The sequence below is a fragment of the Halalkalibacter sp. HAAS-P014 genome (assembly GCF_056619965.1).
Genome location: NZ_JBWQTV010000006.1, coordinates 40961 through 63250 on the forward strand (window position 1 = coordinate 40961; position 22290 = coordinate 63250).

General features: G+C 36.6%; 23 protein-coding genes and 1 other RNA gene. 9 read left to right on the forward strand and 15 right to left on the reverse strand.

Going from position 1 to position 22290, the window contains the following annotated elements; translation table 11 throughout:
* Positions 1 to 111: 111 nt before the first annotated feature.
* Genes AC1FXZ_RS04985 through AC1FXZ_RS04995 form a run of 3 tightly spaced genes read left to right on the forward strand, consistent with a single transcriptional unit; the run spans position 112 to position 1989 of the window.
* The gene (locus AC1FXZ_RS04985) at positions 112 to 807 is read left to right on the forward strand and encodes a 2-phosphosulfolactate phosphatase (protein WP_480051603.1); all 696 of its coding nucleotides are present in this window, start codon (positions 112 to 114) and stop codon (positions 805 to 807) included.
* Complete coding sequence (locus tag AC1FXZ_RS04990; protein ID WP_480051604.1) at positions 804 to 1577, forward strand: phosphosulfolactate synthase; 774 nt, start codon at positions 804 to 806, stop codon at positions 1575 to 1577. Before AC1FXZ_RS04985 ends, AC1FXZ_RS04990 begins: the two co-directional genes overlap by 4 nt.
* Before the next feature lie 13 nt (positions 1578 to 1590).
* Positions 1591 to 1989, forward strand: coding sequence for a VOC family protein (locus tag AC1FXZ_RS04995; protein ID WP_480051605.1), 399 nt, complete (start codon positions 1591 to 1593; stop codon positions 1987 to 1989).
* A 169-nt stretch (positions 1990 to 2158) separates the two neighbouring features.
* On the opposite strand, the gene AC1FXZ_RS05000 is transcribed toward AC1FXZ_RS04995, so the two are convergent.
* Positions 2159 to 2470: a hypothetical protein gene (locus tag AC1FXZ_RS05000; RefSeq protein ID WP_480051606.1), complete on the reverse strand. Its 312-nt coding sequence runs from the start codon at positions 2468 to 2470 to the stop codon at positions 2159 to 2161.
* 198 nt (positions 2471 to 2668) lie between these two features.
* Here AC1FXZ_RS05000 and AC1FXZ_RS05005 point away from each other — a divergent pair, with 198 nt between their 5' ends.
* Both AC1FXZ_RS05005 and AC1FXZ_RS05010 read left to right on the forward strand, forming a co-directional pair.
* The gene (locus AC1FXZ_RS05005) at positions 2669 to 3328 is read left to right on the forward strand and encodes a 3'-5' exonuclease (RefSeq protein ID WP_480051607.1); all 660 of its coding nucleotides are present in this window, start codon (positions 2669 to 2671) and stop codon (positions 3326 to 3328) included.
* A gap of 253 nt (positions 3329 to 3581) precedes the next feature.
* Entirely contained in the window at positions 3582 to 5114 is a 1533-nt protein-coding gene (locus AC1FXZ_RS05010; protein ID WP_480051608.1) for an ATP-binding protein, read from the forward strand.
* 24 nt (positions 5115 to 5138) lie between these two features.
* Here AC1FXZ_RS05010 and gltC read toward each other — a convergent pair whose 3' ends face one another.
* Positions 5139 to 6044 (reverse strand): glutamate biosynthesis transcriptional regulator GltC, encoded by a 906-nt coding sequence (gene gltC / locus AC1FXZ_RS05015; protein ID WP_480051609.1) that lies wholly within the window; start codon positions 6042 to 6044, stop codon positions 5139 to 5141.
* A gap of 164 nt (positions 6045 to 6208) precedes the next feature.
* On the opposite strand from gltC, the gene gdhA reads away from it, so the two are divergent.
* From gdhA to AC1FXZ_RS05030, 3 genes are all read left to right on the forward strand, one after another.
* On the forward strand, positions 6209 to 7591 hold the full coding sequence (gene gdhA, locus AC1FXZ_RS05020) for an NADP-specific glutamate dehydrogenase (RefSeq protein ID WP_480051610.1): 1383 nt from the start codon (positions 6209 to 6211) through the stop codon (positions 7589 to 7591).
* Positions 7592 to 7864: 273 nt separating this feature from the next.
* A complete protein-coding gene (locus AC1FXZ_RS05025; protein WP_480051611.1) occupies positions 7865 to 9058 on the forward strand; it encodes a cystathionine gamma-synthase family protein in 1194 nt (397 codons plus the stop codon).
* A gap of 193 nt (positions 9059 to 9251) precedes the next feature.
* Positions 9252 to 9974 carry a DUF421 domain-containing protein gene (locus AC1FXZ_RS05030; protein WP_480051612.1) on the forward strand — a complete coding sequence of 241 codons (723 nt, stop codon included), beginning with the start codon at positions 9252 to 9254 and terminating at the stop codon, positions 9972 to 9974.
* Between the two features lie 143 nt (positions 9975 to 10117).
* On the opposite strand, the gene AC1FXZ_RS05035 is transcribed toward AC1FXZ_RS05030, so the two are convergent.
* Together AC1FXZ_RS05035 and AC1FXZ_RS05040 are read right to left on the reverse strand one after the other, a co-directional pair.
* The gene (locus AC1FXZ_RS05035; protein ID WP_480051613.1) at positions 10118 to 10417 is read right to left on the reverse strand and encodes a hypothetical protein; all 300 of its coding nucleotides are present in this window, start codon (positions 10415 to 10417) and stop codon (positions 10118 to 10120) included.
* A 67-nt stretch (positions 10418 to 10484) separates the two neighbouring features.
* Positions 10485 to 11996, reverse strand: coding sequence for a carboxypeptidase M32 (locus tag AC1FXZ_RS05040; RefSeq protein ID WP_480051614.1), 1512 nt, complete (start codon positions 11994 to 11996; stop codon positions 10485 to 10487).
* Positions 11997 to 12131: 135 nt separating this feature from the next.
* Between AC1FXZ_RS05040 and AC1FXZ_RS05045 the strand changes: the two genes are divergently transcribed.
* Complete coding sequence (locus tag AC1FXZ_RS05045; protein WP_480051615.1) at positions 12132 to 12434, forward strand: iron-sulfur cluster biosynthesis family protein; 303 nt, start codon at positions 12132 to 12134, stop codon at positions 12432 to 12434.
* Positions 12435 to 12501: 67 nt separating this feature from the next.
* Here the strand turns inward: AC1FXZ_RS05045 and AC1FXZ_RS05050 are convergent, their stop codons facing one another.
* The 11 genes from AC1FXZ_RS05050 to AC1FXZ_RS05100 all read right to left on the reverse strand — a co-directional run bounded on the left by AC1FXZ_RS05050 (position 12502) and on the right by AC1FXZ_RS05100 (position 22185).
* Positions 12502 to 12768: a DUF2564 family protein gene (locus AC1FXZ_RS05050; RefSeq protein WP_480051616.1), complete on the reverse strand. Its 267-nt coding sequence runs from the start codon at positions 12766 to 12768 to the stop codon at positions 12502 to 12504.
* Positions 12769 to 13605: 837 nt separating this feature from the next.
* A complete protein-coding gene (locus tag AC1FXZ_RS05055) occupies positions 13606 to 14094 on the reverse strand; it encodes a hypothetical protein (protein WP_480051617.1) in 489 nt (162 codons plus the stop codon).
* Positions 14095 to 14126: 32 nt separating this feature from the next.
* Positions 14127 to 14510, reverse strand: coding sequence for an alpha-helical endospore appendage domain-containing protein (locus AC1FXZ_RS05060; RefSeq protein ID WP_480051618.1), 384 nt, complete (start codon positions 14508 to 14510; stop codon positions 14127 to 14129).
* A gap of 202 nt (positions 14511 to 14712) precedes the next feature.
* A complete protein-coding gene (locus tag AC1FXZ_RS05065) occupies positions 14713 to 15855 on the reverse strand; it encodes a THUMP domain-containing class I SAM-dependent RNA methyltransferase (RefSeq protein WP_480051619.1) in 1143 nt (380 codons plus the stop codon).
* 200 nt (positions 15856 to 16055) lie between these two features.
* An RNA gene (gene rnpB / locus AC1FXZ_RS05070) (RNase P RNA component class B) lies at positions 16056 to 16445 on the reverse strand.
* Between the two features lie 62 nt (positions 16446 to 16507).
* The gene (locus AC1FXZ_RS05075) at positions 16508 to 16903 is read right to left on the reverse strand and encodes a reverse transcriptase-like protein (protein WP_480051620.1); all 396 of its coding nucleotides are present in this window, start codon (positions 16901 to 16903) and stop codon (positions 16508 to 16510) included.
* 9 nt (positions 16904 to 16912) lie between these two features.
* The gene (gpsB, locus tag AC1FXZ_RS05080; RefSeq protein WP_480051621.1) at positions 16913 to 17227 is read right to left on the reverse strand and encodes a cell division regulator GpsB; all 315 of its coding nucleotides are present in this window, start codon (positions 17225 to 17227) and stop codon (positions 16913 to 16915) included.
* Between the two features lie 77 nt (positions 17228 to 17304).
* Positions 17305 to 17874: an SLOG family protein gene (locus AC1FXZ_RS05085; RefSeq protein WP_480051622.1), complete on the reverse strand. Its 570-nt coding sequence runs from the start codon at positions 17872 to 17874 to the stop codon at positions 17305 to 17307.
* 63 nt (positions 17875 to 17937) lie between these two features.
* Positions 17938 to 18267, reverse strand: a complete 330-nt coding sequence (locus tag AC1FXZ_RS05090; RefSeq protein WP_480051623.1) for a CotD family spore coat protein — start codon at positions 18265 to 18267, stop codon at positions 17938 to 17940.
* A gap of 377 nt (positions 18268 to 18644) precedes the next feature.
* Positions 18645 to 19907 (reverse strand): ribonuclease H-like domain-containing protein, encoded by a 1263-nt coding sequence (locus AC1FXZ_RS05095; protein WP_480051624.1) that lies wholly within the window; start codon positions 19905 to 19907, stop codon positions 18645 to 18647.
* Positions 19894 to 22185: a DEAD/DEAH box helicase gene (locus AC1FXZ_RS05100; RefSeq protein WP_480051625.1), complete on the reverse strand. Its 2292-nt coding sequence runs from the start codon at positions 22183 to 22185 to the stop codon at positions 19894 to 19896. Before AC1FXZ_RS05100 ends, AC1FXZ_RS05095 begins: the two co-directional genes overlap by 14 nt.
* Positions 22186 to 22290 lie beyond the last annotated feature (105 nt).

The following is a 22290-nucleotide window of genomic DNA, read 5'->3' on the forward strand; positions in this document are numbered from 1 at the left end:
AAATAAAAGATCCTGATCGAGTTTAAAACAACAGTTTGTAATACTGTCGTTAGTAACAACATTTTTATTAGGCGAATATAGTAACAGGAAATTACTTAAAGGGAGATGATGATGACGATCTTTATCCACCAAGGCAATAATAACCACTTAGGTCCTTCCGATATTAATATTGTAATTGACGTCATTCGTGCTTTCACTGTTGCTCATTATGCTTTTATAGCAGGAGTTACAAACATATCCCTCGTTAAAACAAAAAGCGAGGCATTTGCACTCAAAGACGCTTGCCCAAATTATTTATTAGCTGGTGAAGAAAATGGTATCGCAATCGCTGGATTTGACTTAGATAACTCTCCTAAAAAAATATCACAAGAAAGGTTGACTGATAAGAAACTTGTCCAAAAAACAACAAACGGAGTAAAAGCCGCCTTGCATTCTTTAAATACAAAACACCTTTTGGTAACAGGGTTTTCAAATGCAAAAACAACGGCTAATTATGTCAGACGGTTATGTTCTAAGGCAAAAAGTGACCTTACCATTAACATCGTTGCTTCACACCCTACAGGAGATGATGATTTAGCTTGTGCAGAATATATAAAAGGAATCATCTTAGGAAAAGAGACAATCTCCTCTACAGATGTAATAAGAAGAATCAAAGGTTCACAGGTCGCAAAGAAATTTTTTGATGTAACGAATCCAGATTTTGATGTTGAAGATATTAAGCTTTGTACGTTGGAGAGAAACACTGACTTTATTATGCGCGTCAATAAAACCACCCCAATACCGATGATTGAGAGGGAAAACGTATGAATATAACAACTACATCTGGATTATCCCTTCCGGACAGGCAACAAAAACCACGAAATATTGGCCTGACTATCTTAATTGATAACGGTATATCGTTAAATACTTTTAAAGACACAATCACTAGCTCTTTTGAATTTATAGACTTTGTTAAATTTGGTTGGGGGACATCGATTATTACGCGACAACTACAGGAGAAAATAGATTACTTACATGATTATGCCATTGATTTTTTCTTCGGAGGAACACTTTTCGAGAAGTTTTTAAGCCAGCGAAAAATTGATCAATTTTTCACCTATTGCCAACAGTATCAATGTAAATACATTGAAATATCAAACGGAACAATTGATATTTCAAATAAAGAGAAAGCAAAATTTATAACTGATTTTTCAAAGGATTTTAAAGTATTTAGCGAGGTAGGCAGCAAAGATTGCGAGAAATCTGATCGGTATTGCGACTCAGAATGGATTGAGTACATTCTTGAAGACGTTGAAGCCGGCTCCACAAAAGTCATTACCGAAGCAAGAGAAAGTGGCACTAGTGGTATTTGTCAAAGTAACGGAGATCTGCGAACAGATGTAGTTGAAGAAATTTTCTTATCGGACCTCAATAGGAGTCAAATCATTTTTGAAGCGCCAAATAAGAAGATGCAAACATTTTTCATTAAAAAATTTGGTACTAATGTTAACTTAGCAAATATCCCATTTACTGATGCTTTATCATTAGAGACACTGCGATTAGGTTTACGTTCAGATACACTTACTTTATTTGACTAGGAGGAATTCATGGATGCGGGATCAAAATAAATTGTTTCACCTTGCTATACCTTGCAAAGACTTAGACGAAACAGTTGAATTTTATGAAAAACTAGGTTGTACACTTGCAAGAAGATATACGGACCGTGTGACGTTTAATTTCTTTGGTGATCAAGTCGTTTGCCATCTTAGCCCCAACAATATTGATGATTCACCTACTATGTATCCACGGCACTATGGAATAACTTTCACGAACAAAGATGAATTTCTTCAAAAGCTAGCGATTGCCCAACAAAACAAACTTCCATTCTTCCAAGAATTGACCACTCGCTTTTCGGGTAAACAAGAAGAACATCTTCTTTTCTTTCTAATTGACCCTGCGAATAACCTCATAGAATTCAAATTTTATCAGGACGATTCAATGGTTTACTAAGTATCACAAAATCCCTGAACAGAGATTTGGAAGGCTTTGTTCACTACGCGCCTTGAGAGGAGTTGTCAATCCCTCTCAAGGCGTTTAATATGTGTAGCAACTTCGCACATTGTTTAGGGGTTATCAGACATTTCCCGATACTATCGTCAGTAAAACGATACTACTAAATCTATTGCTGGAATTGATTCGGGTTATGTTGAATGTGGTTTATCGGACTATGGCCTTGATTCATCGGTTGGATCTGAGCCTGCGATAAGCGTTGATTTTCTTGAATTATATGATTGCACATTTGTAAGACTTGTTGTATTTGTTGACCAGCCATACTTTCATGTTGAGCAATCTGTTGAAGTTGGCTTGTCACTTGCTTTAACTTGGCAGCATGCTGCTGCTCCATTTGTTGCATTTGATGTAACATTTGTTGCAATTGACTACTAACATTCGATTGAGCCATCGGATTCATATGATTTTGTTGTTGATACATACTAAACCTTTATCGCACTAAAATATGTATCGTCATTGATCTAATCATTAACTTCTTTGGTATAAAACGTCTTTAGATTCTTAATCAAATATTTTCACCCAGCTCGTCTATAGGGTAGAATCTTCTTAGGGATTAATTGAATAGATAAACAGGTAGACATACACAGTATAAGTATGACTTGTGAAGGGATGATGTGATGTGAATGCCATTGTTTTTGATCTAGAACTTATTAAACGGTTTAAAAAAGGGCAACCAAGTGAAATTGTTGAGATTGGCGCTTGTAAAATTGATTTGCAGAAAAAAGAAATAATTGACCACTTTCAGCAATATCTAGTTCCTAAACGAGGATACATTTCAAAAAGTACGCGGAAATTTATTAAAATGAAAGAAGAAGATTTAAAAAATATGGTCACTTTCACAAGTGCTATAGAGCGTTTTACTGATTGGATTGGGGATAATTATTTTTTATGCTCATGGGGAAAAGACGATCGAGCTCACTTTATTAATCAATCCGTACAAAATAAACTCGACCTATCTTGGTTAAAAAATTATAATGATATCCAGAAACCAATTGGTCGTTTGCTATCGGATAATACTAACAATCAATTAGGATTAAAAAACGCGCTAAGAATTGCCGGAATTGAGCCAACAGGGAAAGCACATAGAGGGATCGATGATGCTATTAACACAGCTTCGCTGTTTATAAAGTTTATCGAGCGTATTGAGTTACAAGAAAATGAACTCTCTTCTAAAGAAATCAAAAATCATTATAAACAGTACAAACGATCTAGATTTCGGCACAAAGATAAGAATACTTCTAAGAATCATTCCAACTCTTCCTCAACGACCCTCAAATAAAATTTCTAGCAAGTGGTTTACGCCAACGAGGTTGTTTAAGTTCATTTCTTCCTCCAATAATTGATATTGGTAGATTTAACTGATACAACCTCTATGCCTCTACATGTAACATCAACAAAAGTTAGCACCTCATAATGGATTCAAATGACTACTCTCAATTCCCTTACCATTATCTTATAATAGTATCTACCTTCAAATGTAGTTTAATGGTAAGATACAAGAAAATAGTCATTAAAATGGGGGGCTTATAAATTTGTTAAGGCGATTCACCAAATCGAAAAAGAAAATCTTTATCTATTTTTTGATTGCGATGATTCCTGCTATCTTTGTAAGCCATATAATCGCTGTTCAAAAAGTTCAGGAGAAGGATGTTCAATATATGATTAGCGCTCAAAGTAGCGCGACTCTACATATGAATGATATTGATAAATTTATTGGCGAGACCATAAGTCGGCTAGATATGTTGGCTACGTTAGTCGATATTAACCAAAATGACCTATCGGTTGTTCAAGAAATTTTCGAGAGAACGATTAAAACTGATGTGCGTTTTTCAGGCTTTTATTGGGCAAATCCAGAAGGTGATCTACTTATAGGAAATAATGACTTATCAAATCCAATAAATATTTCTGATAGAGAGTATTTTCAACAAGCACTCAAAACCAGGAACTATACAATTTCACCTGCGCACTTTGGTAGAGTCACAGATCGTTTTATTATTACAATCGCTGTTCCAGTATTTCAAGATGACCTCATTAACGGGGTGTTGCTTGGGAGTTTACGGATTGACAAAATAGAGGAAATGGTAAAAAGGAATATGAAAGATGAAACGATCTCTGTCATAGAGGAATCGAGCCAAATTCTTTTTGAATCCGCACCTCCTCCTTCTGATAAAACCTTTAGTTTTACAATGGAATCAAACATAGTACCTTGGTCTATTAAGACGTATGTGGCTCCTGAGGACAACAACCTTTATCAGCGAGAATTCATTACACATTTGGGATTATTCCTTATTGTAACTCATATCATTTATTTACTGTTGCAACTCATCTTACTAAAAAGACGTGTCAAATTTGAACAAGCGCAAAATAATATGCAAAAATTACAATTAGTTGAAAATCTTGCAGCAAGTACAGCTCATGAAATTCGAAACCCTTTAACTGGGATTAAGGGGCTCATTCAGTTACTTAGTGAAAAGTATTCTGATCGTAAGGACCAGTTATACTTTGAAATTATTCAAGATGAAGTGAATAGGATTAATACAATTGTTAGCGAATTACTCCTATTAGGAAAACCAACAGCGCACACATTAAGAGTTTACAATGCAAATGGAATTATAAAAGAAATAGAACCCATTTTAAGGTCTGAAGCAAATTACAATAGTGTAGATCTTACAATCATATATTCAGAAGAAGAACTTCCAATTTCGTGTGTAGGAGATCATCTAAAACAAGTCATCCTTAATTTACTCAAGAACTCTTTAGAAGCAATTGACCGAAATGGAGAAGTTACGATTTCCCTCAAAAAACACAAGCAGAATTGTATCATAACAGTGTCTGATAATGGCAGTGGTATGCCAAAAGGAGTATTAAATCAAATATTTAATCCATTTTTCACATTGAAAGAACATGGTACAGGGTTAGGCTTAGTTGTATGTAAGCGCATTGTACAATCATATGGTGGGGAAATTACGATTGAAAGTCAGCTAAATCAAGGAACAACCGTTGTACTTCATATCCCCTTAGCGAAAGAAAATAATGACAACAACCTTCACATTCACGACATCTAAATGTGAAGGCTTTTCCTATATTTCTTACCTTTGAAACCCTTCTAATTTATTGAAGAATTCATTTAGAAACTTATAAAATAATTTTTCTGTAGGTAATAGTTGACGTTCTTTCGGTATAATTAAACCTACGGTACGTTGAACATTAGGTTCAACAATAGGTATCTTTACAGTAGCATGTGGTACAGTATCAACGAGGGTCACTTCAGGAATTAAAGTGATGCCAAGGCCTGCTGATACTAACCCTTTTAATGCATCTATATCATCTCCCTCAAACGAAACGACGGGATGAAATCCAAATTCAGAACAAGCATTAACTATTAGATCCCTAAGAACATACCCTTTTGGAAGTAAAATAAAGGGTTCGTCTTTTAATTCATTTAAGGTTAATGTTTTCCGATCTGCAAGCGAATGATTGAACGGCAAAAGTGCAACCACATTTTCTGTAAACAATATCTCGCTTTTTACTTTTTTTTCCTTGAATGGAACTGGCCCAATTAATGCCATATTAAAATCTCCCTTAACAACACCTTCAATTAAATCATAATAAGATGCTTGTTTAAGCTGAAATTTAGCATCGGGATAAAGCTTTCGAAACGCGACAATTGCAGTTGGTAACGTATAAGCAGCCATACTAATTGGAAAAGCTATTCGTATTGTCCCCTGCTCTGGATCAAGGTGTTCCCTTACTTCAAGTCGGGCATTTTCAATGATATTTGTTGCTTGTTGCATTCGTTCAAGAAACATTCTTCCAATCGGCGTTAGTCTTACCCTTCTGCCTTCTCTAATGAAAAGGTCAACTCCGAGCTCTTCTTCTAAATTGTAGATTTGCCGACTAACAGCTGATTGGGCTACATGTAATGCTTCTGCCGCTTCTGTAACATGCTCTCGTTTAGCCACTTCCATGAAATATTTAATTTGTCTTAATTCCATAACATTCCATCTACACCTTTCATCTCATTGCGGCATGAATATTATCTATTTTTAATATTGTTTAGATCGTTTATTAATAATAAAATACACCATAACACCAAGATTAACAAATATGTAGTTTCAGGTCTTTATTTTCTTATTTCTAACTTTGGGGGAATTAAAACATGCTTACATTAGAGAAAATCAACCAGCCAGAAGTTCAATTGGCGAAAGAATATGTGGATAAAACCTACGAATTGGTATTAAAACGCAATCCGAATGAAACAGAATTCCATCAGGCTGTAAAAGAAGTTTTTGATTCTTTAGTGCCTGTTCTTGCTAAAGATCCAATTTATATTAAGCACAATATTCTAGAAAGAATTGTTGAGCCAGAGAGAGTTATAAGCTTCAGAGTACCTTGGGTAGATGATCAAGGCGCTGTTAAAGTGAATCGCGGATTCCGTGTTCAGTTTAACAGTGCAATTGGACCTTATAAAGGTGGGCTTCGTTTTCATCCTTCGGTTAACGCCAGTATTGTTAAATTTCTTGGTTTTGAACAAATTTTCAAGAACTCTTTAACAAACCAACCAATTGGTGGTGGTAAAGGTGGTTCAGACTTTGATCCAAAAGGGAAGTCAGACGGTGAAATTATGCGTTTTACTCAAAGCTTCATGAGTGAGCTTTGTAAATACATCGGGCCAGATACCGATGTGCCTGCTGGTGATATTGGTGTTGGAGCTAGAGAAATTGGCTATATGTTTGGACAATATAAAAAAATCCGTGGTGCATATGAAGCGGGCGTGTTAACAGGTAAAGGTTTATCATATGGTGGAAGCATTGGAAGAAAAGAAGCAACGGGATTTGGAACGGTATACTTTGTAGAAGAAATGCTAAAAGACAACGATCTTAGCTTTAATGGAAAAACAGTTGTCGTATCAGGTTCGGGCAATGTTTCTATTTATGCAATAGAAAAAGCACAACAGCTTGGTGCCAAAGTAGTAGCATGTAGTGATTCAGGTGGATATATCTATGATCCTAACGGTATTAACCTTGATACGGTTAAACAATTAAAAGAAGTAGAAAGCAAAAGAATTAGTGAATATGTAAATCAACATCCAGATGCCAAGTATGTTGAAGGCTGTTCTGGAATTTGGACAATCGCATGTGATATCGCTCTTCCTTGTGCGACACAAAATGAAATAGATGAAGTTTCTGCCAATACTTTAGTTAAAAATGGTGTCATTGCTGTTGGTGAAGGTGCGAACATGCCAACAACGTTAGAAGGCATTGACGTTTTCCATAACAATAATGTACTTTTCGGTCCAGCAAAAGCTGTAAATGCTGGTGGTGTAGCAGTTTCTGCATTGGAAATGGCTCAAAACAGCATGAGGCTCTCTTGGACATTTGAAGAAGTCGATTCAAAATTACAAGAAATTATGACTGATATTTATAAAAGCAGTGTAACTGCTTCTGAACAATACGAAGTTCCAGGTAACTTAGTTGTTGGAGCAAATATTGCAGGCTTTAAAAAAGTTGCTGATGCTATGATTGCACAAGGAGTACTATAATTAGTTAGATCAATAAAAGGAGTGATTCATCAACTGCATTCAGCAATTGATGAATCACTCCTTTTTTATTATTCACCTCCATTACTCGTCCTTTTTTATATTATCTTACAACTCGTATATTAGAATCACTACTTCCCCCCTACCTCTTATCCCTTTTAAACTGTCTAGTATCGTAATCAAATTATCATATACTTTTACGGATGGAAGAATCTCTTTAATAAAGTACTATAGATGTGAGGGCATTACTTTTAGCATTATAAAGGAGTGATCTGAATGAAAAGAAAAGAGAATGTTGCAAACTTAGGTACTCGTTCGGTATGGGCTGGTGAAAAAGACTACCTCGTACATGGCGCGACTCAGGTCCCAGTAGTTCATAGTGTAGCATTTGGTTATAACGATATTGATCACTGGTTTCAAGTAGCTACCGGTAAAGCACCAGGTCATATATATGGGCGAAACACAAACCCTACTGTCCAAGCGTTTGAAGATAAAGTGAAAGATCTAGAAAGTGCAGCGGCAGTTACTAGCTTTTCAACAGGAATGGCTGCGATTAGTAATGCCTTATTAACGGTCCTTGTTCCTGGTGATCGTATTGTCTCCATTAGGGATACGTATGGTGGGACAAATAAAATTTTTTCTGAATTTTTACCGAAATTAAATATTGATGTAACCCTTTGTGAAACTGGAAACCATGAAGCCCTTGAAGAGGAAGTAAAAAAAGGCTGTAAGATTTTATATTTAGAAACCCCTACGAATCCAACAGTAAAAATAACGGATATTGAGAGAATGGTAAAAGTTGCACATGAAGCTGGTGCCCTCGTCTTTGTTGATAACACGTTCGCTACCCCTATCCTTCAAAATCCACTTGATTTTAATGTAGACCTTGTCATTCACAGTGCAACTAAATTCCTCGGTGGTCATGCCGATGCACTTGGTGGGGTAGTATGTAGTAATAACAAATCTTTAGTAGAAAGCATCTATCATTACCGTGAAATTAATGGCGCAAGTCTTGATCCTATGGCCGCTTATCTATTATTAAGGGGTATGAAAACGCTTCAGATACGTATTAAACAACAATGCGAAAGCGCCGATAAAATTGCACGGTTTTTGCAACAACATGAAAAAGTTGAAAGCGTCTTTTACCCTGGATTAGAAACACATCCAAATCATGAAATTGCGAAAAAACAAATGCGAGGCTTTGGGGGGATGTTAAGTTTCGCAGTAAAAGGTGACTTAGACTCTGTACGACAGTTTTTACCGAAATTAAAGTATGCAAATAAAGCAGCGAATCTAGGTGCAGTTGAGACCACAGTAGGACCTGCTCGTACAACTAGCCACATAGAAAATACACCTGAAGAAAGAGCAGCCCTTGGTATACCGGAAGGACTTGTACGGTACTCAGTCGGAATTGAAGATGTTGATGATTTAATTGCTGATCTAAAACAAGCATTAGATTATATATCTTAACACTAAATGGTATTTATCAAAAGTGAGAGCACCTCCCCTCTCACTTTTTTTATCATTTAGCTTAACTTTTTTCTATTCATTTTCCCCTACTTTTATGTAAAGGCTCCTAGTATAGAATTATAAAAAAAGGAAATGGTGGTAATAATGGTTTAAGTGATTAACAACATCATTTTAATAGTAAGGGGAAATGAATTTGGAAGTTTGGATGGGTTCTGAGGATTTACCGGTATATGGTTTTATCATACGCGCAATAATCGTTTATGCCTATATATTTTTAGTTGTTAAGATACTCGGTCAAAGATCGATGGTCGCGTTTCATCCGATTGACTTTATTTTTGCAGTGATTATTGGAGACGTCGTTGGAGAGCCATTATCTAGTGGAGATATAGCACTTACTGGGCCACTTGCTGCCGCCTCATTTATTGCTGGACTTCATTTAGCCTTGTCATACTTAGCACTGAAAAATGCTAGAATTAGACGATTCGTTGAAGCTGAACCGATTATTATTATTAAAAAGGGACATATATTAGTGGAAGAATTACGCAAAGCCAAAATTACAGTCGAGTCCCTCATGATGGATTTACGGTTAAATCATGCAAGTGAGTTATCAGAGATTGATTATGCGATATTAGAGCCAAATGGTCAAATTAGTGTTATTAAGAAAGCAAAATACGATAACATAACTCCTAGTGACCTTCATAAAGATCCACCAGATAGAGGGTATCCAAACATTTTAATTATTGAAGGAAAAGTAAATAACTTGAAATTAGAACGACTAGGACTTGACCATGAATGGTTAGAACAGCAAATCCGAAAACATGGTTTTGAAAATAAAGAGGAAATCTTTTTATTGACTGTTGATGAAAGATGCGAAAGAATTTTCGTGAGTGGCCAGTCACAAAAAGGCATTGTGTAACAAAATGAGGTTGGAGCTATACTTATCTTCAACCTCATTTTTGTTACACAAAAGTTCCTTTCTCCACTACTATATGGCTTCCATATCTCTTCACCTACAACAAAGCACTGCACCCCCAATTGGGATGCAGTTCATAAAACCTTTTAATGCAGTTGTATATTCGATAACTCAAATTGGTTATCATTCATATAACGCTCTACTAGGCTTGCTTCTTCTTCAGACAATCCTTCTAATTCTTGATCACAGACAATCACGGGGCCATATAATGCCTTTACTTGATTGTTTTTTATTTGGACTCCATCTTGATGACAGACAAAGCCATATTTCTTACCATCAAGTAAATAGCTAAGAATTTGCACTTCTCCATGAAAGTATGTTTCTAGACTACCGTCCAGTGCTTTGACCAATGGACTTTGTCTAGGTTGTATCTCGACAATACGCATTGATTTCACTCCGACTAAATTAATAGTATAAGTTTATCCAAATGCTACCTAGGTTAAACAGGTTTCATTAAAATTTATATAAGCGACGGTACTTTCCTTCTAGATAACGAATAAGTGGCTTGGAATCAATTCCTCCACCTGTGATATCTTTAATAATCTCAGCCGGCTTCTTCATTTTTCCATATTTATGTACTTTCTCAGTTAACCATTGACGAATTGGTACTAGATCACCTTGTTTGACTAAATCATCAAATTGTGGCAAGTCTTTGAGCATCGCTTCTTTTAATTGAGCTGAATAAATATACCCGAGTGCATAAGAAGGGAAATATCCAAACGCCCCGAAAGACCAGTGAACATCTTGTAAGACACCCTCTCCATCGTGAGACGGCCTAATACCTAAATATTCCTCCATTTTGTCATTCCATGCTTGTGGAAGCTCCGAAACTTCAATTCTCCCTTCCATTAACGCTTTTTCAAGTTCATAACGTAAAATTATGTGTAAACAGTAGGTTAACTCGTCACTTTCAATACGAATTAATGACTGTTTAGCTTGATTGATCGCAAAATAAAAATCCTCTAGTGGCACACTTGCAAACTGCTCCGGAGCATGTTTTTTTAATAAATCATAATTACGCTCCCAAAAACCATAATGCTTCCCTACAAACTTCTCCCAGAAAAGTGATTGAGATTCATGTATGCCCATTGAAGTTCCATCAGCAAGGGGCGTGCCGATTAACTCTTCTAAAATATTTTGTTCGTACAATGCATGGCCACCTTCATGAATAGTCCCAAACAATGCTACACGGAAATCGTCTTCGTTGTATTTCGTGGTGACCCTTACATCATGTGGATTAATCCCAATAGCAAAAGGATGGACAGTTTCATCTAATCTACCTGCATCAAAATCATAACCGATCTCTTTTAAAATTGCTAAACTTAGCTGTTTTTGATTTTCTTTTGGAAACTTCTTATAAAGAAAATCTGTTTTCGGTTGATTCGATGATTCCATGACCCCTTTTACCAATGGGACCAATTGATCTCGCAACTCACCAAAGACTTGATCAATTGTATCTACAAAAACACCAGGCTCATAATCGTCAAGCAACGTATTATATGGATGGCCTTCATACCCCCAATATTTAACAAACCGCTTTTTAAATTCAACTAATTTTTCTAAATTCGGTCGGAATAATTCAAAGTCAGCTTTTTCTTTTGCCTCTTCCCAAAGTGATTCAGATTGAGCTTGTAGCATCACGTATTCCTTGTATTCATCCTGAGGGATTTTTCGATTACGCTCATAGACTTTAAAGCATTCATCCACACATTTACGTGTAACTTCAGAAAGGTTATTATAGACTTCTTCACGACGTAATTGTTGAAGGTAATTCCCCATTTCAGCAGAGGTCGAGAGTGCGAATACTTCCGATGATAATGTACCAATTACTTCTGATCGCTGTGCTACGCCCTTTTTCGGGGCTCCTGTACGTGAATCCCATGCAAGAACAGCTAGTGCTTGTCCGTAGTCTTCAATCTTCTTAATATATTGTCTAAATTCCATTTCCAGGGTTTTCTCTGACATATATCTTCCACCTTTCAAAATGTCTTCTCATAAGTAATTCTCATTTAAACTAAGTTTACCTGCCATTACTTAGCTAAATGATAGAAAAAAGATGCTTGCTATGATATTGTTTTCACTAGTGAAGGAGGGAAACAATTGAATTTTACCATTACAAATTCTGCTATAGAATTATATAAAAATGAAATTCCACTTAAGAAAGGTGATTCATTAAGGTTATATGTTCGTGTCGGTGGCGTCGGATCAGGTGGATTTTCTGTTGGGGTTACAAAAGAAGAACCAAAGCCAACATCTTTCAAATTAAATAAAAATGGAATAACTTTCTTTATAAACGAAGATGACTTTTGGTATCTAGATGGGATGACCATTGATTATAACGAGGACCTTGGTTTTCTACAATTTTCAAACCCACAATTTGAACAATTAGACCACCCTGAGTAAATAGCTGAAAAAAAGGACGTTCTTACTTCGAACGTCCTTTTGCAATGTGAGTTGGAGGAATTTCAGCTTACTCCTTAGCTTCTTTCAGTTGGTGGTCAGCTTTTTCTATAAGCTCTTGTGACATTTCAAAGAAAGCCTGATCAACACCCGTTTGGTGCGCCATTGCTTTATGAAGTTGTTCTTTGGCATCATTTAAAGCATTTGTTGCAGCTTCAAGCTGTCCCTCATCCATGGTTCTAGTTGCTTGTCCTACCATATGTTCTGCTGATAAAACCGACATTTCAACTTGTTTTATATCATTAAAACCAGATTGATTTTGCTGCTGATTTGTCATAATTTCACTCCTCCTTCTAACTTAATGACAATCTTCAATTTCAGCATGTCCACCTCTTACAAAAACATACTTACTAATTAATCCACAATCAGCCTCGCTAAAATTTTTTTTGTTTGACGAATAGTTCTTTGTAAATCGGTTATCATAATAAACGAAGAGCAATACAGTTGCTTTTCACAACCAGCACCAACAAGTTATAATAGCATTAACGATTTTTATCACTCATAAGAGGTGGTTCGCTTGTACACAGTCCATGAATTTCAAACGTGTTCTTTGTAGCATATATTGAAATGAGGGGTGTCTGTGAAAGACAATAATCGTTACGACCGCATAAGATTTAAATAGTCAACGCAGCTAACGATTTTATCACTTTTTATGAGGTGGTTGCAATGGACAGGTCCACGAGTTTCAAACGTGTTCTTTTGTAGCATAAATGAAATGAGGGGTGTCTGTGAAAGACAATAATCGTTACGGCCACATAGGATTCACCAAAATAGCATGTTAACGATTTTTATCACTTTTTATGAGGTGATAGCATTGAACAGGATCCATGAATTTCAAACGTGTTCTTTGTAGCATAAATGAAATGAGGGGTGTCTGTGAAAGACAATAATCGTTACGGCCGCATAGGGTGCTTTTAGGTAATGCTTTCGATTTGAACAACTCTCTAAGAGGTGGTTCGCTTGTACACAGTTCACGATTTCCCAAAATGTTCTTTTGTAACATATAAGTGAAATGAGGTGTCTGTGGCAAATAATAATCGTTACGGCCGCATAATGTAACTTGTTAGGTGAAAGGTATAAGGGGATGACCACATTGCGTTGGTCATCCCCTTTTTTAAGCTTCTATAAATTGATTTGAGAACCAAATAAACTCTTCTTTATTTTCATCAAAATACCACTCTACCCTTGGCGCTTTCTCACACGAACAATCTGGTTCTTTTTTCAGACTAAGGTACTTTTCTTTTTCATATATTACATTTTCAAATAAAGACAAAAGCAGAGCTTTCTTATCGCCATCTACATCACTATTCATAACTGTTTCTTTTAATTGATTACAACTTTCTTCATCCTTGAAAACATCTAGGTTCATACAGTCTTCACATAACTTCGCTCCAAAAAAATATTCGTAACAGTGAGCTCTTTTTGCTTGTAACTTTTGAAGCATGGTGACATTCTCTAATGTAAGACAAAGAAAGTAAAATACATCATCAGGATCTGGCCCTTTTGACTGATTTAGAAACAGTTGTAGAACTTGCTTCATAAGGGTCTCTACACTCTCATTTATTTCTCCAAATGCATCAAATAGTAAATCGTTTTCACTCATCTCCATTCACCCTTGTAATTTCCTTCTTAGATTTAACAATGCTTTTCTTTTTTCATTTTTTTGCAATGTTTATGGTGCTTTTCCTTCTCTTTGTCTTTTTTGTGCTTTTTCCCACTAAAATCATGATCATCAACCAACTGCATGACATTTTCAAACTTCCGTAAGAGTAACCATTCTTTCATAACAACCGTTTCTAACAATTGCACAACTCCATAGTTAAACTTGTTAATTTCTTTATTTGTAGGACATGTCGGAAAATCTAGTTTATCACCAACAAAAGCTTGTATCTTTTCAGCCTCGGCATTCATCACATGCGATAAAGCCATTTCCTCTAGGGCAATCGATTCTAACAAATCAACAACGACTTCCTTTTCATTCGGTCTATGTTTCCCCTTCGGTATTTTTGGCATGCTCATCTTGTTCATCCTCCTATAGATTTTACTTTACAGTGCTCTTATCTATAGGCTATTATTTTGTCCTTTATTTGGAACTTGTATCAATAAGAAATGACAAAATAGGCTACCTGCTAAAACGCAAAAAGGCGTCTTTAACAATTCTATGCATCTTCTTAACAACAAAGAAAATCCACATCATGTAAAGACAGCCTTTTTATAAACGTTACTTTTCTTTTCTTGGAGGTCGTGGACCAAAGAATTGATAATAATCTACTTTTAAATTACCATTGTAAAGCTTTCGTTTTTTCGTTGCTTTTTTGCCATACAACTCTTCGAAACCTTCATGGGATGTAAGCATATAGATTGACCATGTATCTAATAATTGAAAGGCCTTCCCCATGTCTTTATACATTTGTTCGACTTCTGGTCGTTCACCTAATCGTTCACCGTACGGAGGATTACCGACGATTACCCCATACTCACCTCGATGTCTAAAGTCTTTAACTTGCATTTGTTTGAACGTGAGCATATCACCGAATCCAGCTTCCATCGCATTGTTTGTAGCAAGTTCCACACTTCTATGATCAATATCTGCACCTAAAATTTCAAGTGGCTGATCATAATTGGCAACATCTTCTACTTCTTGTCGTGCTGCATTCCAACGTTCCTTCCCAATCCAATGCCATTCTTCTGATACAAAGTCACGATTGAAACCCGGCGCAATATTTTGGCCGATCATTGCTGCTTCAATCGGAATCGTGCCTGAACCAGTGAAAGGGTCTGCAAAAGGTCGATCAGGCTTCCAGGTTGTTAACATAATCATCGCAGCTGCTAATGTTTCCTTTAATGGTGCCTCATTATGTAAATAGCGATATCCTCGTTTATGAAGGCCAGATCCACTAGTATCGATTGTTAATGTGGCAACATCTTTATGTAAGGCCACTTCTATCCGGTAAAACGGCCCATTCTCGTCAAACCACCCACGTTTATAACGTTTTTTCATACTTTCCACAACAGCTTTTTTTACAATTGCTTGACAGTCTGAAACACTAAATAATTTTGATTTAACTGATTTTCCGATTACTGGAAACTCGGCATGTACCGGAATGAGATCGGCCCATGGTAAAGCCTTCGTTTTTTCAAATAATTCATCGAATGTATATGCTTTAAATTCTCCTACCTTTAACTTGACGCGATCAGCAGTCCGTAACCATAAGTTAGCTCTTGGAATAGCTGAAACATCAGCAGTGAACGTCACCTTTCCATTTTCAACTTGAACATCTTCATATCCTAAATCTTTTACTTCTCGTGCAACAAGTGCCTCAAGACCCATCGTCGCCGTTGCAATTAACGTTACTTTTTCCATTATGTATAACTCCTTATATAAAACATCGTCTTACCATTATACGTATTATAGACACAAGGTACAAGAAACGAGACGATAAAAATTATTCAACTAAGTTTTTGAATACGTAAATGAGTAGAGCCAGGCAATAAAACAACGAAAAAAAACTCCACATAGTGAAGTTTTACCATGACACCATTCATTTTTTCATCCATTAAACATTCGATAAGCCATGTTCTGTACCTTTGTACTACAAACGGTGATGAACCTCGTACTCCGGTGGCAATCATCTATCTACAAGGAGTATTCCCTTGTCCTTCTCAACAGTTCAGTTCCCGTTTAAGAAGATGCCCCTACCAAATTTTGGGTTTCTCGCTCGTGGGGTTTACCTCGTTCCACTCCATTCGTTTCCAAATGGACTTCGTCACTGTGGCACTTTCAAAGGCATCACACCATATCCAAGGACGTAGGTGCTTACCTTGCCGTTAGTCCAGTCATAACCAGACTACCCTAGCTTATTTATTGGCTAGGCACGATCACTACGGACGTCTCAGTCCGTGCGAGCATGGACTTTCCTCTACACGACAAGCGTGCAGCGATTACCTGAATGTTTAAAGTTGTCTTAAGCGACAAAAATAATTATACATGTAAACCGGATATGTTTCAACAGGAATTATTTGCTATTCTTCTGAATTGCCTGTCTCGCTAATAAATCAGCTTGTTTATTTTGATTACTAGGAATCCATTTCATAAAAAACAACTCAAATTGCTCTATTCGTATGAATGCTTTTTCTAAGTACTCTTGAAACTGTTTATTTTTGACATAACGTTTCTCGATAGCATCGTCAATTAATTTCGAATCCGTTCGAAAAGATACAGACTTTATATCCTGATCTAAGCATATATCAAGAGCAATAATTAAAGCTTCGTATTCAGCCTCATGGTTAGACATCTGACCAAGTGGAACCGAATAATTTTCAACAATCCCATTCTTGTAGTTAATAAATACCCCCGCTCCAGAAGGACCAGGGTTTCCAGCACTTGCGCCGTCAATATATACTTCGACCATGAATATCCCCTATTCGTACAATTTACTTCCAAATACCTTCTTCTCTAAATTAGACAAACGTTGTAAAATATCATAATTCGTACTACCAACGGTCTGTGTTGGCGCTTGACGCTGAGATCTCTCAGATAATTTCTTCACTTCACGTTTAAGCTGAGCGTTTTCTTGTTCAAGAAGTTCCATATTACGTTGGAAAAGCTCGTAATCTTGTATAATAAGATCCAAAAATTTATCAACCTCGTCAGGATTATAACCCCTCATACTTGTTTTAAAATCTTTTTCAAGAATTTCTTTCGCAGTAAAGCGAATACTTTGTTGTTGGTTCATTTCCATCACCTCTACCCACATGTATGAACAGCCTTCTCTCTATTCTTCCAAAAGATCGGCTTCTTGTCAATTTGAATTTATGAATCGAATTCTATAGCTTCTTGCTCAAATTGCTCTTCCTGGACTAACATATCTAAGTCGGTAGGCGTTATATAAAGGATTGGAAAATACTCTTTCATATGACGTTTCTTTGCAATTTCTAAGTAATAATTGGGAGAACCGGGATTCTCTTCATCATAAAGCAATAACAGTCCATCTGCTTTTGCAATGATAAATTCATTCTTTTGCCTTAGTTGTGCTGGGCTATCATACGGTCTTTTCGTTATACTATCGACAAAATCGGCTTGCTTTAGTATTTCCTCATAATATATTTTCGTGGCCTCTTGCCAGCGATCTTCTTGCTTAAGAAAGGGCGTTAAAACTGCTAACTGTATTTTAGGATATTCGTCTTTTAACGACTGAACTACTTCAGCAGCCCATAACTCCACACCTAATTGTCCTGAAATAATTACCCATTCTAGCCCTTCTTCAATCAGTATACGCAATCGTTGTTCAATAGCTTTCTTTATGTAATAAATTCCTTTGTGTTTCTGGTCAAAAATTCCTAGCTCATGACTTTTATAGCCTGTAACAGCTATCGTTTTCACTTTCTTCACCACTTTCTTTTAAAAAGAGAGCGAACTGAAGACAGTTCGCTCTCTTTCAAACTATTAAAAAGGTCTGCGTGGTCCAAATCCTGCTCCTGGCCCGAATCCTGCTCCTGGTCCAAATCCTGGTCTTGGTCCAAATCCTGGTCTTGGAGTTGGTGCAACATGCTGTTGATGGAATACTTGCTGACTTTGAGACGTTGTATGAGGGAAGCTCGCAACATGGTTATACACATGATTTGTATTGTAGTGTGTGTGTGAAGGATATACGTGTGGCACGATATATTCACACGTCTTATCAACAATATTCTGTTGTGTTGGTGCTACCTGTGCAGGCATCACCTGCGTAGTTGTTGGAAGCTTACAAACATGTGGTCTAGGTCTACAAAACATAGATTAACTCCTCCTTTTTTATTTGAGTCAATATTAACCTATGTAAATAGAGCATTTAACGTACTAGATGTTTGACCTATTTAATAGCCTAATCCCTTTGTTTCCAACAGTTTAGGTCCTTACCTATAATAGAACTAGAGCGGAATCACGAATCTCACTCATAATAAACAATGTTAATCCAATCATGACAAAAAATAAAACTAAAATTGCACGATACATATTGTTCACTCATTTCCTAAAAGAATTCCGTACTACATTGTAAATCTTTCTTCAACTAAAGACAATTCCTTTTTTAAGATTTATAAAAAGAGATGAGAATTTGTAAAAAAATCGTCATTTGTGTGGTTCCCTATGAATTGATTTGCTCTTTCTCCTTTTTATATAGATAACTTTTGTTTTAGCCTATTAAATCGCTGTTGTAAATAGGTTCTCATTTTATACTCCTTCTCTTTCGTTTGTTTAGAAAGGAAAGATTCATCTTGCAGAGCCATTTTCGTAAAATATAAAGCTTTTTCAAAATCTTTATATTGATGTTCATAAATTTTTGCACATTCTACTGTAGAAAAATAACTATAAGAGGGTGTTTCAACTAGGGATGTAAAACATTCTAAGGCTCGTCCCCATTGTTTTTCTCTTTTTAAGCCCATTGCATAGGCAAATAAACTAGATTCAGCTTCCTCTGTTCCGGTCCCCATTAACAATTCATATTGCTTCATTGCAATTTCCTTCTCACCGATTGCTTCATACCACCTTGTGACTTCATACTTTTCCCTGGGAAGCATTGCGTCTGAACCCCATTGTAAAATCAACATTGATAGGTGTGTATATAAAGTCATTAAAGACAAAACATCCCACTCATGATGTTGGAAAATCCCTTTCATATATTCAGGGTCTGGATCCTGTAAAAAATCAAAATACAACATCGGCGCCATATAACTTGGAGTATCTTCTTTTCTTTCAAATAAGAGAATTTCTTTTTCCACAACCGGTAATTTACATGAAGGCAGGATATTCTTCCACAAACGTCTTGCTGCATGGAGCAGGTCATAATGGCCGAATTTAGGAAGCTTTGGCACTTGATCTCGAACAAATGTATGACGTGTCTTCACTTGAGGCCAATCAAAAGCTTTGCCGTTGTATGTTACAAGATTTCCTAGAGAACCTACATCTGTCAAAAACGAATGATATAGAGCAACTTCAGATTCTGGTCCTGGTAAAAAGTATTGTTTAACGTTCACAGAATCTGATTGGATTTGGCAGTAACCTAGCATAAAGATCGTATTTCCAGCTCCTCCTGAAAGCCCCGTCGTTTCCGTGTCAAAAAACAGTAAATCAGTAACTTTTTTTCCTTTTGTCGAAAGGGGATGATTTACTATATGGTCTTGCCACTTATTGACTGCCTCAGCTGTCTTTGCAAACGTGTAACGTCCATGTTGGTAGGAGAGAGGATATTGTTTTTCTCTAATGAGAGTATACTGTTCTTCAAACCAAAAGGGCGTTGTTTGAAATGACCGCCATTCATGTTCAAAAGGAACCATCTTCTTTTCTTTAATTGGCTCTAACAAATTGGTAGGTGTATGCTTTTCGCCCTTTTGAATTCCCATATGCTGTTTCATTCGTTGCAATTTATTTTTCATCATAAACATCGCCTCTTTTTTCCGATTTTAGATGATGAATAAATCGTTTAACAACTACCTTTGTATTCGTTTCACTTGCACCTACACAAGCTGGGCAACCTTGATCGCAAGGACATGCTGAAATAAGGTGATCTACTTGATCTAAGATCTTTGGTAAGTGACGATATACTTCTTTTGCCAACCCGATCCCTCCCGGGTAACGATCATACACAAAGATCGTCGGCAATTCAGAGTGCTCCGCTTTCATTTGTGGTACAACATGAAGATCATGGCGATCACACATCACATAAACAGGCGCTACTTGTTGGATTAATTGTGCTAAGCCAGTTAGAGCTTGATCAAATGACACTTCTTTAAATTGATTCGTTAAACGTTCTGCAAAACTCATCCACATTGCACTTGTATGCAACTCCTCTTCAGGTAAATGAATTGGTCCTGATCCTATGTTTTCAAATGTTGATAGACGAATTTTCTTGAAAATTGTTGCTTTTGCATTCACCATAACATCACCATAGCTGACAGTTACCTTATCTTCATTTCGAACTTGATCTTCTTCTAATACTTTAAGCTGCACAGCTAAATTTGCATCAGTAAAATACTCAACATCTACTTCGCGAACAAAAGCTTTCTTCTCATCCCAGTCCAAAAATTCTACTTGATATTGTATTCCTTGATGTAAATAAATAGCTTCGTCATGTAAAAGCGTCATCGCGCTAAAACGGTCCATCTCTCCTATTACAGTTGGTTTGGCAACATCGCTCTGATCAATAACAATGACATTCTCTTGTGATGCTGAACGAAGACTGATACCATGTGCCGGAAAGGCATCATTCATCCAATACCATTTCCCTACTCTCTCATGCAAAACTTGTTCCTCTGTAAGAAATTCTAAGATATCTTCAATTTCAACACCGTCAAATCTTTCTCCACGTTTAAATGGGAGCTCATAGGCTGCACATTTTAAGTGATCAACTAGAATAACTAAATTATCGGGATTAATCCTTGCTGTTTCCGGACTTTTATCAAAAAAATATTCAGGGTGTTGTACAATATATTGGTCAATTGGCGTTGAACTAGCTACCATAATAATGACTGACTCATTTTGGCGACGCCCTGCACGGCCAGCTTGTTGCCACGCACTAGCTATTGATCCTGGATATCCAGTCATAATACAAACTTGTAGTTGGCCAATATCTATACCTAATTCTAGAGCATTCGTGCTAACAACGCCTATAATCTCTCCTTGCCTTAACCCACGTTCTATTTCTCGCCTTTGTTTCGGCAGATATCCACCACGATACCCTCGAATTGTTTCAGGTCCAATATACTTTTTCGTCAAATGTTGCAAATGGCTTAATATAATTTCAACCCGAACACGACTTTTAGCAAAAACGATGGTTTGAATTTTATTTTGCAAAAACTCCTTAGCTAAATCATTTACTTCTACCGTTGCACTTTTGCGAATATTTAACGCTTGATTGACAATCGGGGGATTATAAAAAAGAAAGTGCTTTTTCCCTCTTGGAGCACCATTCTGATCAATTAAGCTCATAGTCTTTCCTGTGAGCTCTTCTGCTAGCTCTTTTGGGTTGGCGATAGTTGCAGATGTACAAATAAAGATTGGATCGCTGCCATAATAGCTTGCAATACGCTTAAGTCTCCTAATCACGTTTGCCACATGACTTCCGAACACTCCTCTATATGTATGGAGTTCATCTATTATGACGTACTTAAGATTTTCAAAAAAAGCAACCCATTTAGTATGATGAGACAAAATCGCTGAATGGAGCATGTCAGGGTTTGTAATTACGACATGCCCTGCTTTTCTTACGGCTTGTCTAATGTTTGGAGCCGTATCGCCGTCATATGTAAAACATTTAACATCAATACCCATCTCATCTATAATTTCATTCAGATCACTTTTTTGATCTTGTGCTAATGCTTTTGTTGGGAACAAATAAAGGGCACGACTCTCTTCATCTTCAATGATCTCTTGCAATACAGGAAGGTTGTAGCAAAGCGTTTTTCCGGATGCTGTAGGGGTAACTGCGACAATATTTTCCTTCTTTCTTGTGAAATTGAATGCCTCAGCTTGGTGCGAATAGAGGGAACCAATTCCACGTCGCTGCATCGCTTGTTGTATTCGAATATCTAAAGACTTTGGAAAGTCAACTATTTTCGCTTCAACTGCGTCCATTTCATGCCAATGAACAATTCTCTCATTCCATTCTTTATTTACACGGAAGCCCTCTAATATATGTTGTAATTCCTTTTTAAACATGTTACACCTCAATTTTATTAGGTTGCAGCAATTTATAAGACTGCTAAGATCATTTTAATGTTTTTGTTTTTTTGACAAGACATATAGCTTTATTTTAGCGAATGT

What these genes read in the sequence shown, in the direction of transcription:
- AC1FXZ_RS04985 (WP_480051603.1), top strand. Translation starts at nt 112, where the DNA reads ATGACGATCTTTATCCACCAAGGCAATAATAACCACTTAGGTCCTTCC.
- AC1FXZ_RS04990 (WP_480051604.1), top strand. Translation starts at nt 804, where the DNA reads ATGAATATAACAACTACATCTGGATTATCCCTTCCGGACAGGCAACAA.
- AC1FXZ_RS04995 (WP_480051605.1), top strand. Translation starts at nt 1,591, where the DNA reads ATGCGGGATCAAAATAAATTGTTTCACCTTGCTATACCTTGCAAAGAC.
- AC1FXZ_RS05000 (WP_480051606.1), bottom strand. Translation starts at nt 2,470, where the DNA reads ATGTATCAACAACAAAATCATATGAATCCGATGGCTCAATCGAATGTT.
- gltC (WP_480051609.1), bottom strand. Translation starts at nt 6,044, where the DNA reads ATGGAATTAAGACAAATTAAATATTTCATGGAAGTGGCTAAACGAGAG.
- gdhA (WP_480051610.1), top strand. Translation starts at nt 6,209, where the DNA reads ATGCTTACATTAGAGAAAATCAACCAGCCAGAAGTTCAATTGGCGAAA.
- AC1FXZ_RS05025 (WP_480051611.1), top strand. Translation starts at nt 7,865, where the DNA reads ATGAAAAGAAAAGAGAATGTTGCAAACTTAGGTACTCGTTCGGTATGG.
- AC1FXZ_RS05035 (WP_480051613.1), bottom strand. Translation starts at nt 10,417, where the DNA reads ATGCGTATTGTCGAGATACAACCTAGACAAAGTCCATTGGTCAAAGCA.
- AC1FXZ_RS05040 (WP_480051614.1), bottom strand. Translation starts at nt 11,996, where the DNA reads ATGTCAGAGAAAACCCTGGAAATGGAATTTAGACAATATATTAAGAAG.
- AC1FXZ_RS05050 (WP_480051616.1), bottom strand. Translation starts at nt 12,768, where the DNA reads ATGACAAATCAGCAGCAAAATCAATCTGGTTTTAATGATATAAAACAA.
- AC1FXZ_RS05055 (WP_480051617.1), bottom strand. Translation starts at nt 14,094, where the DNA reads ATGAGTGAAAACGATTTACTATTTGATGCATTTGGAGAAATAAATGAG.
- AC1FXZ_RS05060 (WP_480051618.1), bottom strand. Translation starts at nt 14,510, where the DNA reads ATGAGCATGCCAAAAATACCGAAGGGGAAACATAGACCGAATGAAAAG.
- AC1FXZ_RS05065 (WP_480051619.1), bottom strand. Translation starts at nt 15,855, where the DNA reads ATGGAAAAAGTAACGTTAATTGCAACGGCGACGATGGGTCTTGAGGCA.
- AC1FXZ_RS05075 (WP_480051620.1), bottom strand. Translation starts at nt 16,903, where the DNA reads ATGGTCGAAGTATATATTGACGGCGCAAGTGCTGGAAACCCTGGTCCT.
- gpsB (WP_480051621.1), bottom strand. Translation starts at nt 17,227, where the DNA reads ATGAACCAACAACAAAGTATTCGCTTTACTGCGAAAGAAATTCTTGAA.
- AC1FXZ_RS05090 (WP_480051623.1), bottom strand. Translation starts at nt 18,267, where the DNA reads ATGTTTTGTAGACCTAGACCACATGTTTGTAAGCTTCCAACAACTACG.
- AC1FXZ_RS05095 (WP_480051624.1), bottom strand. Translation starts at nt 19,907, where the DNA reads ATGATGAAAAATAAATTGCAACGAATGAAACAGCATATGGGAATTCAA.
- AC1FXZ_RS05100 (WP_480051625.1), bottom strand. Translation starts at nt 22,185, where the DNA reads ATGTTTAAAAAGGAATTACAACATATATTAGAGGGCTTCCGTGTAAAT.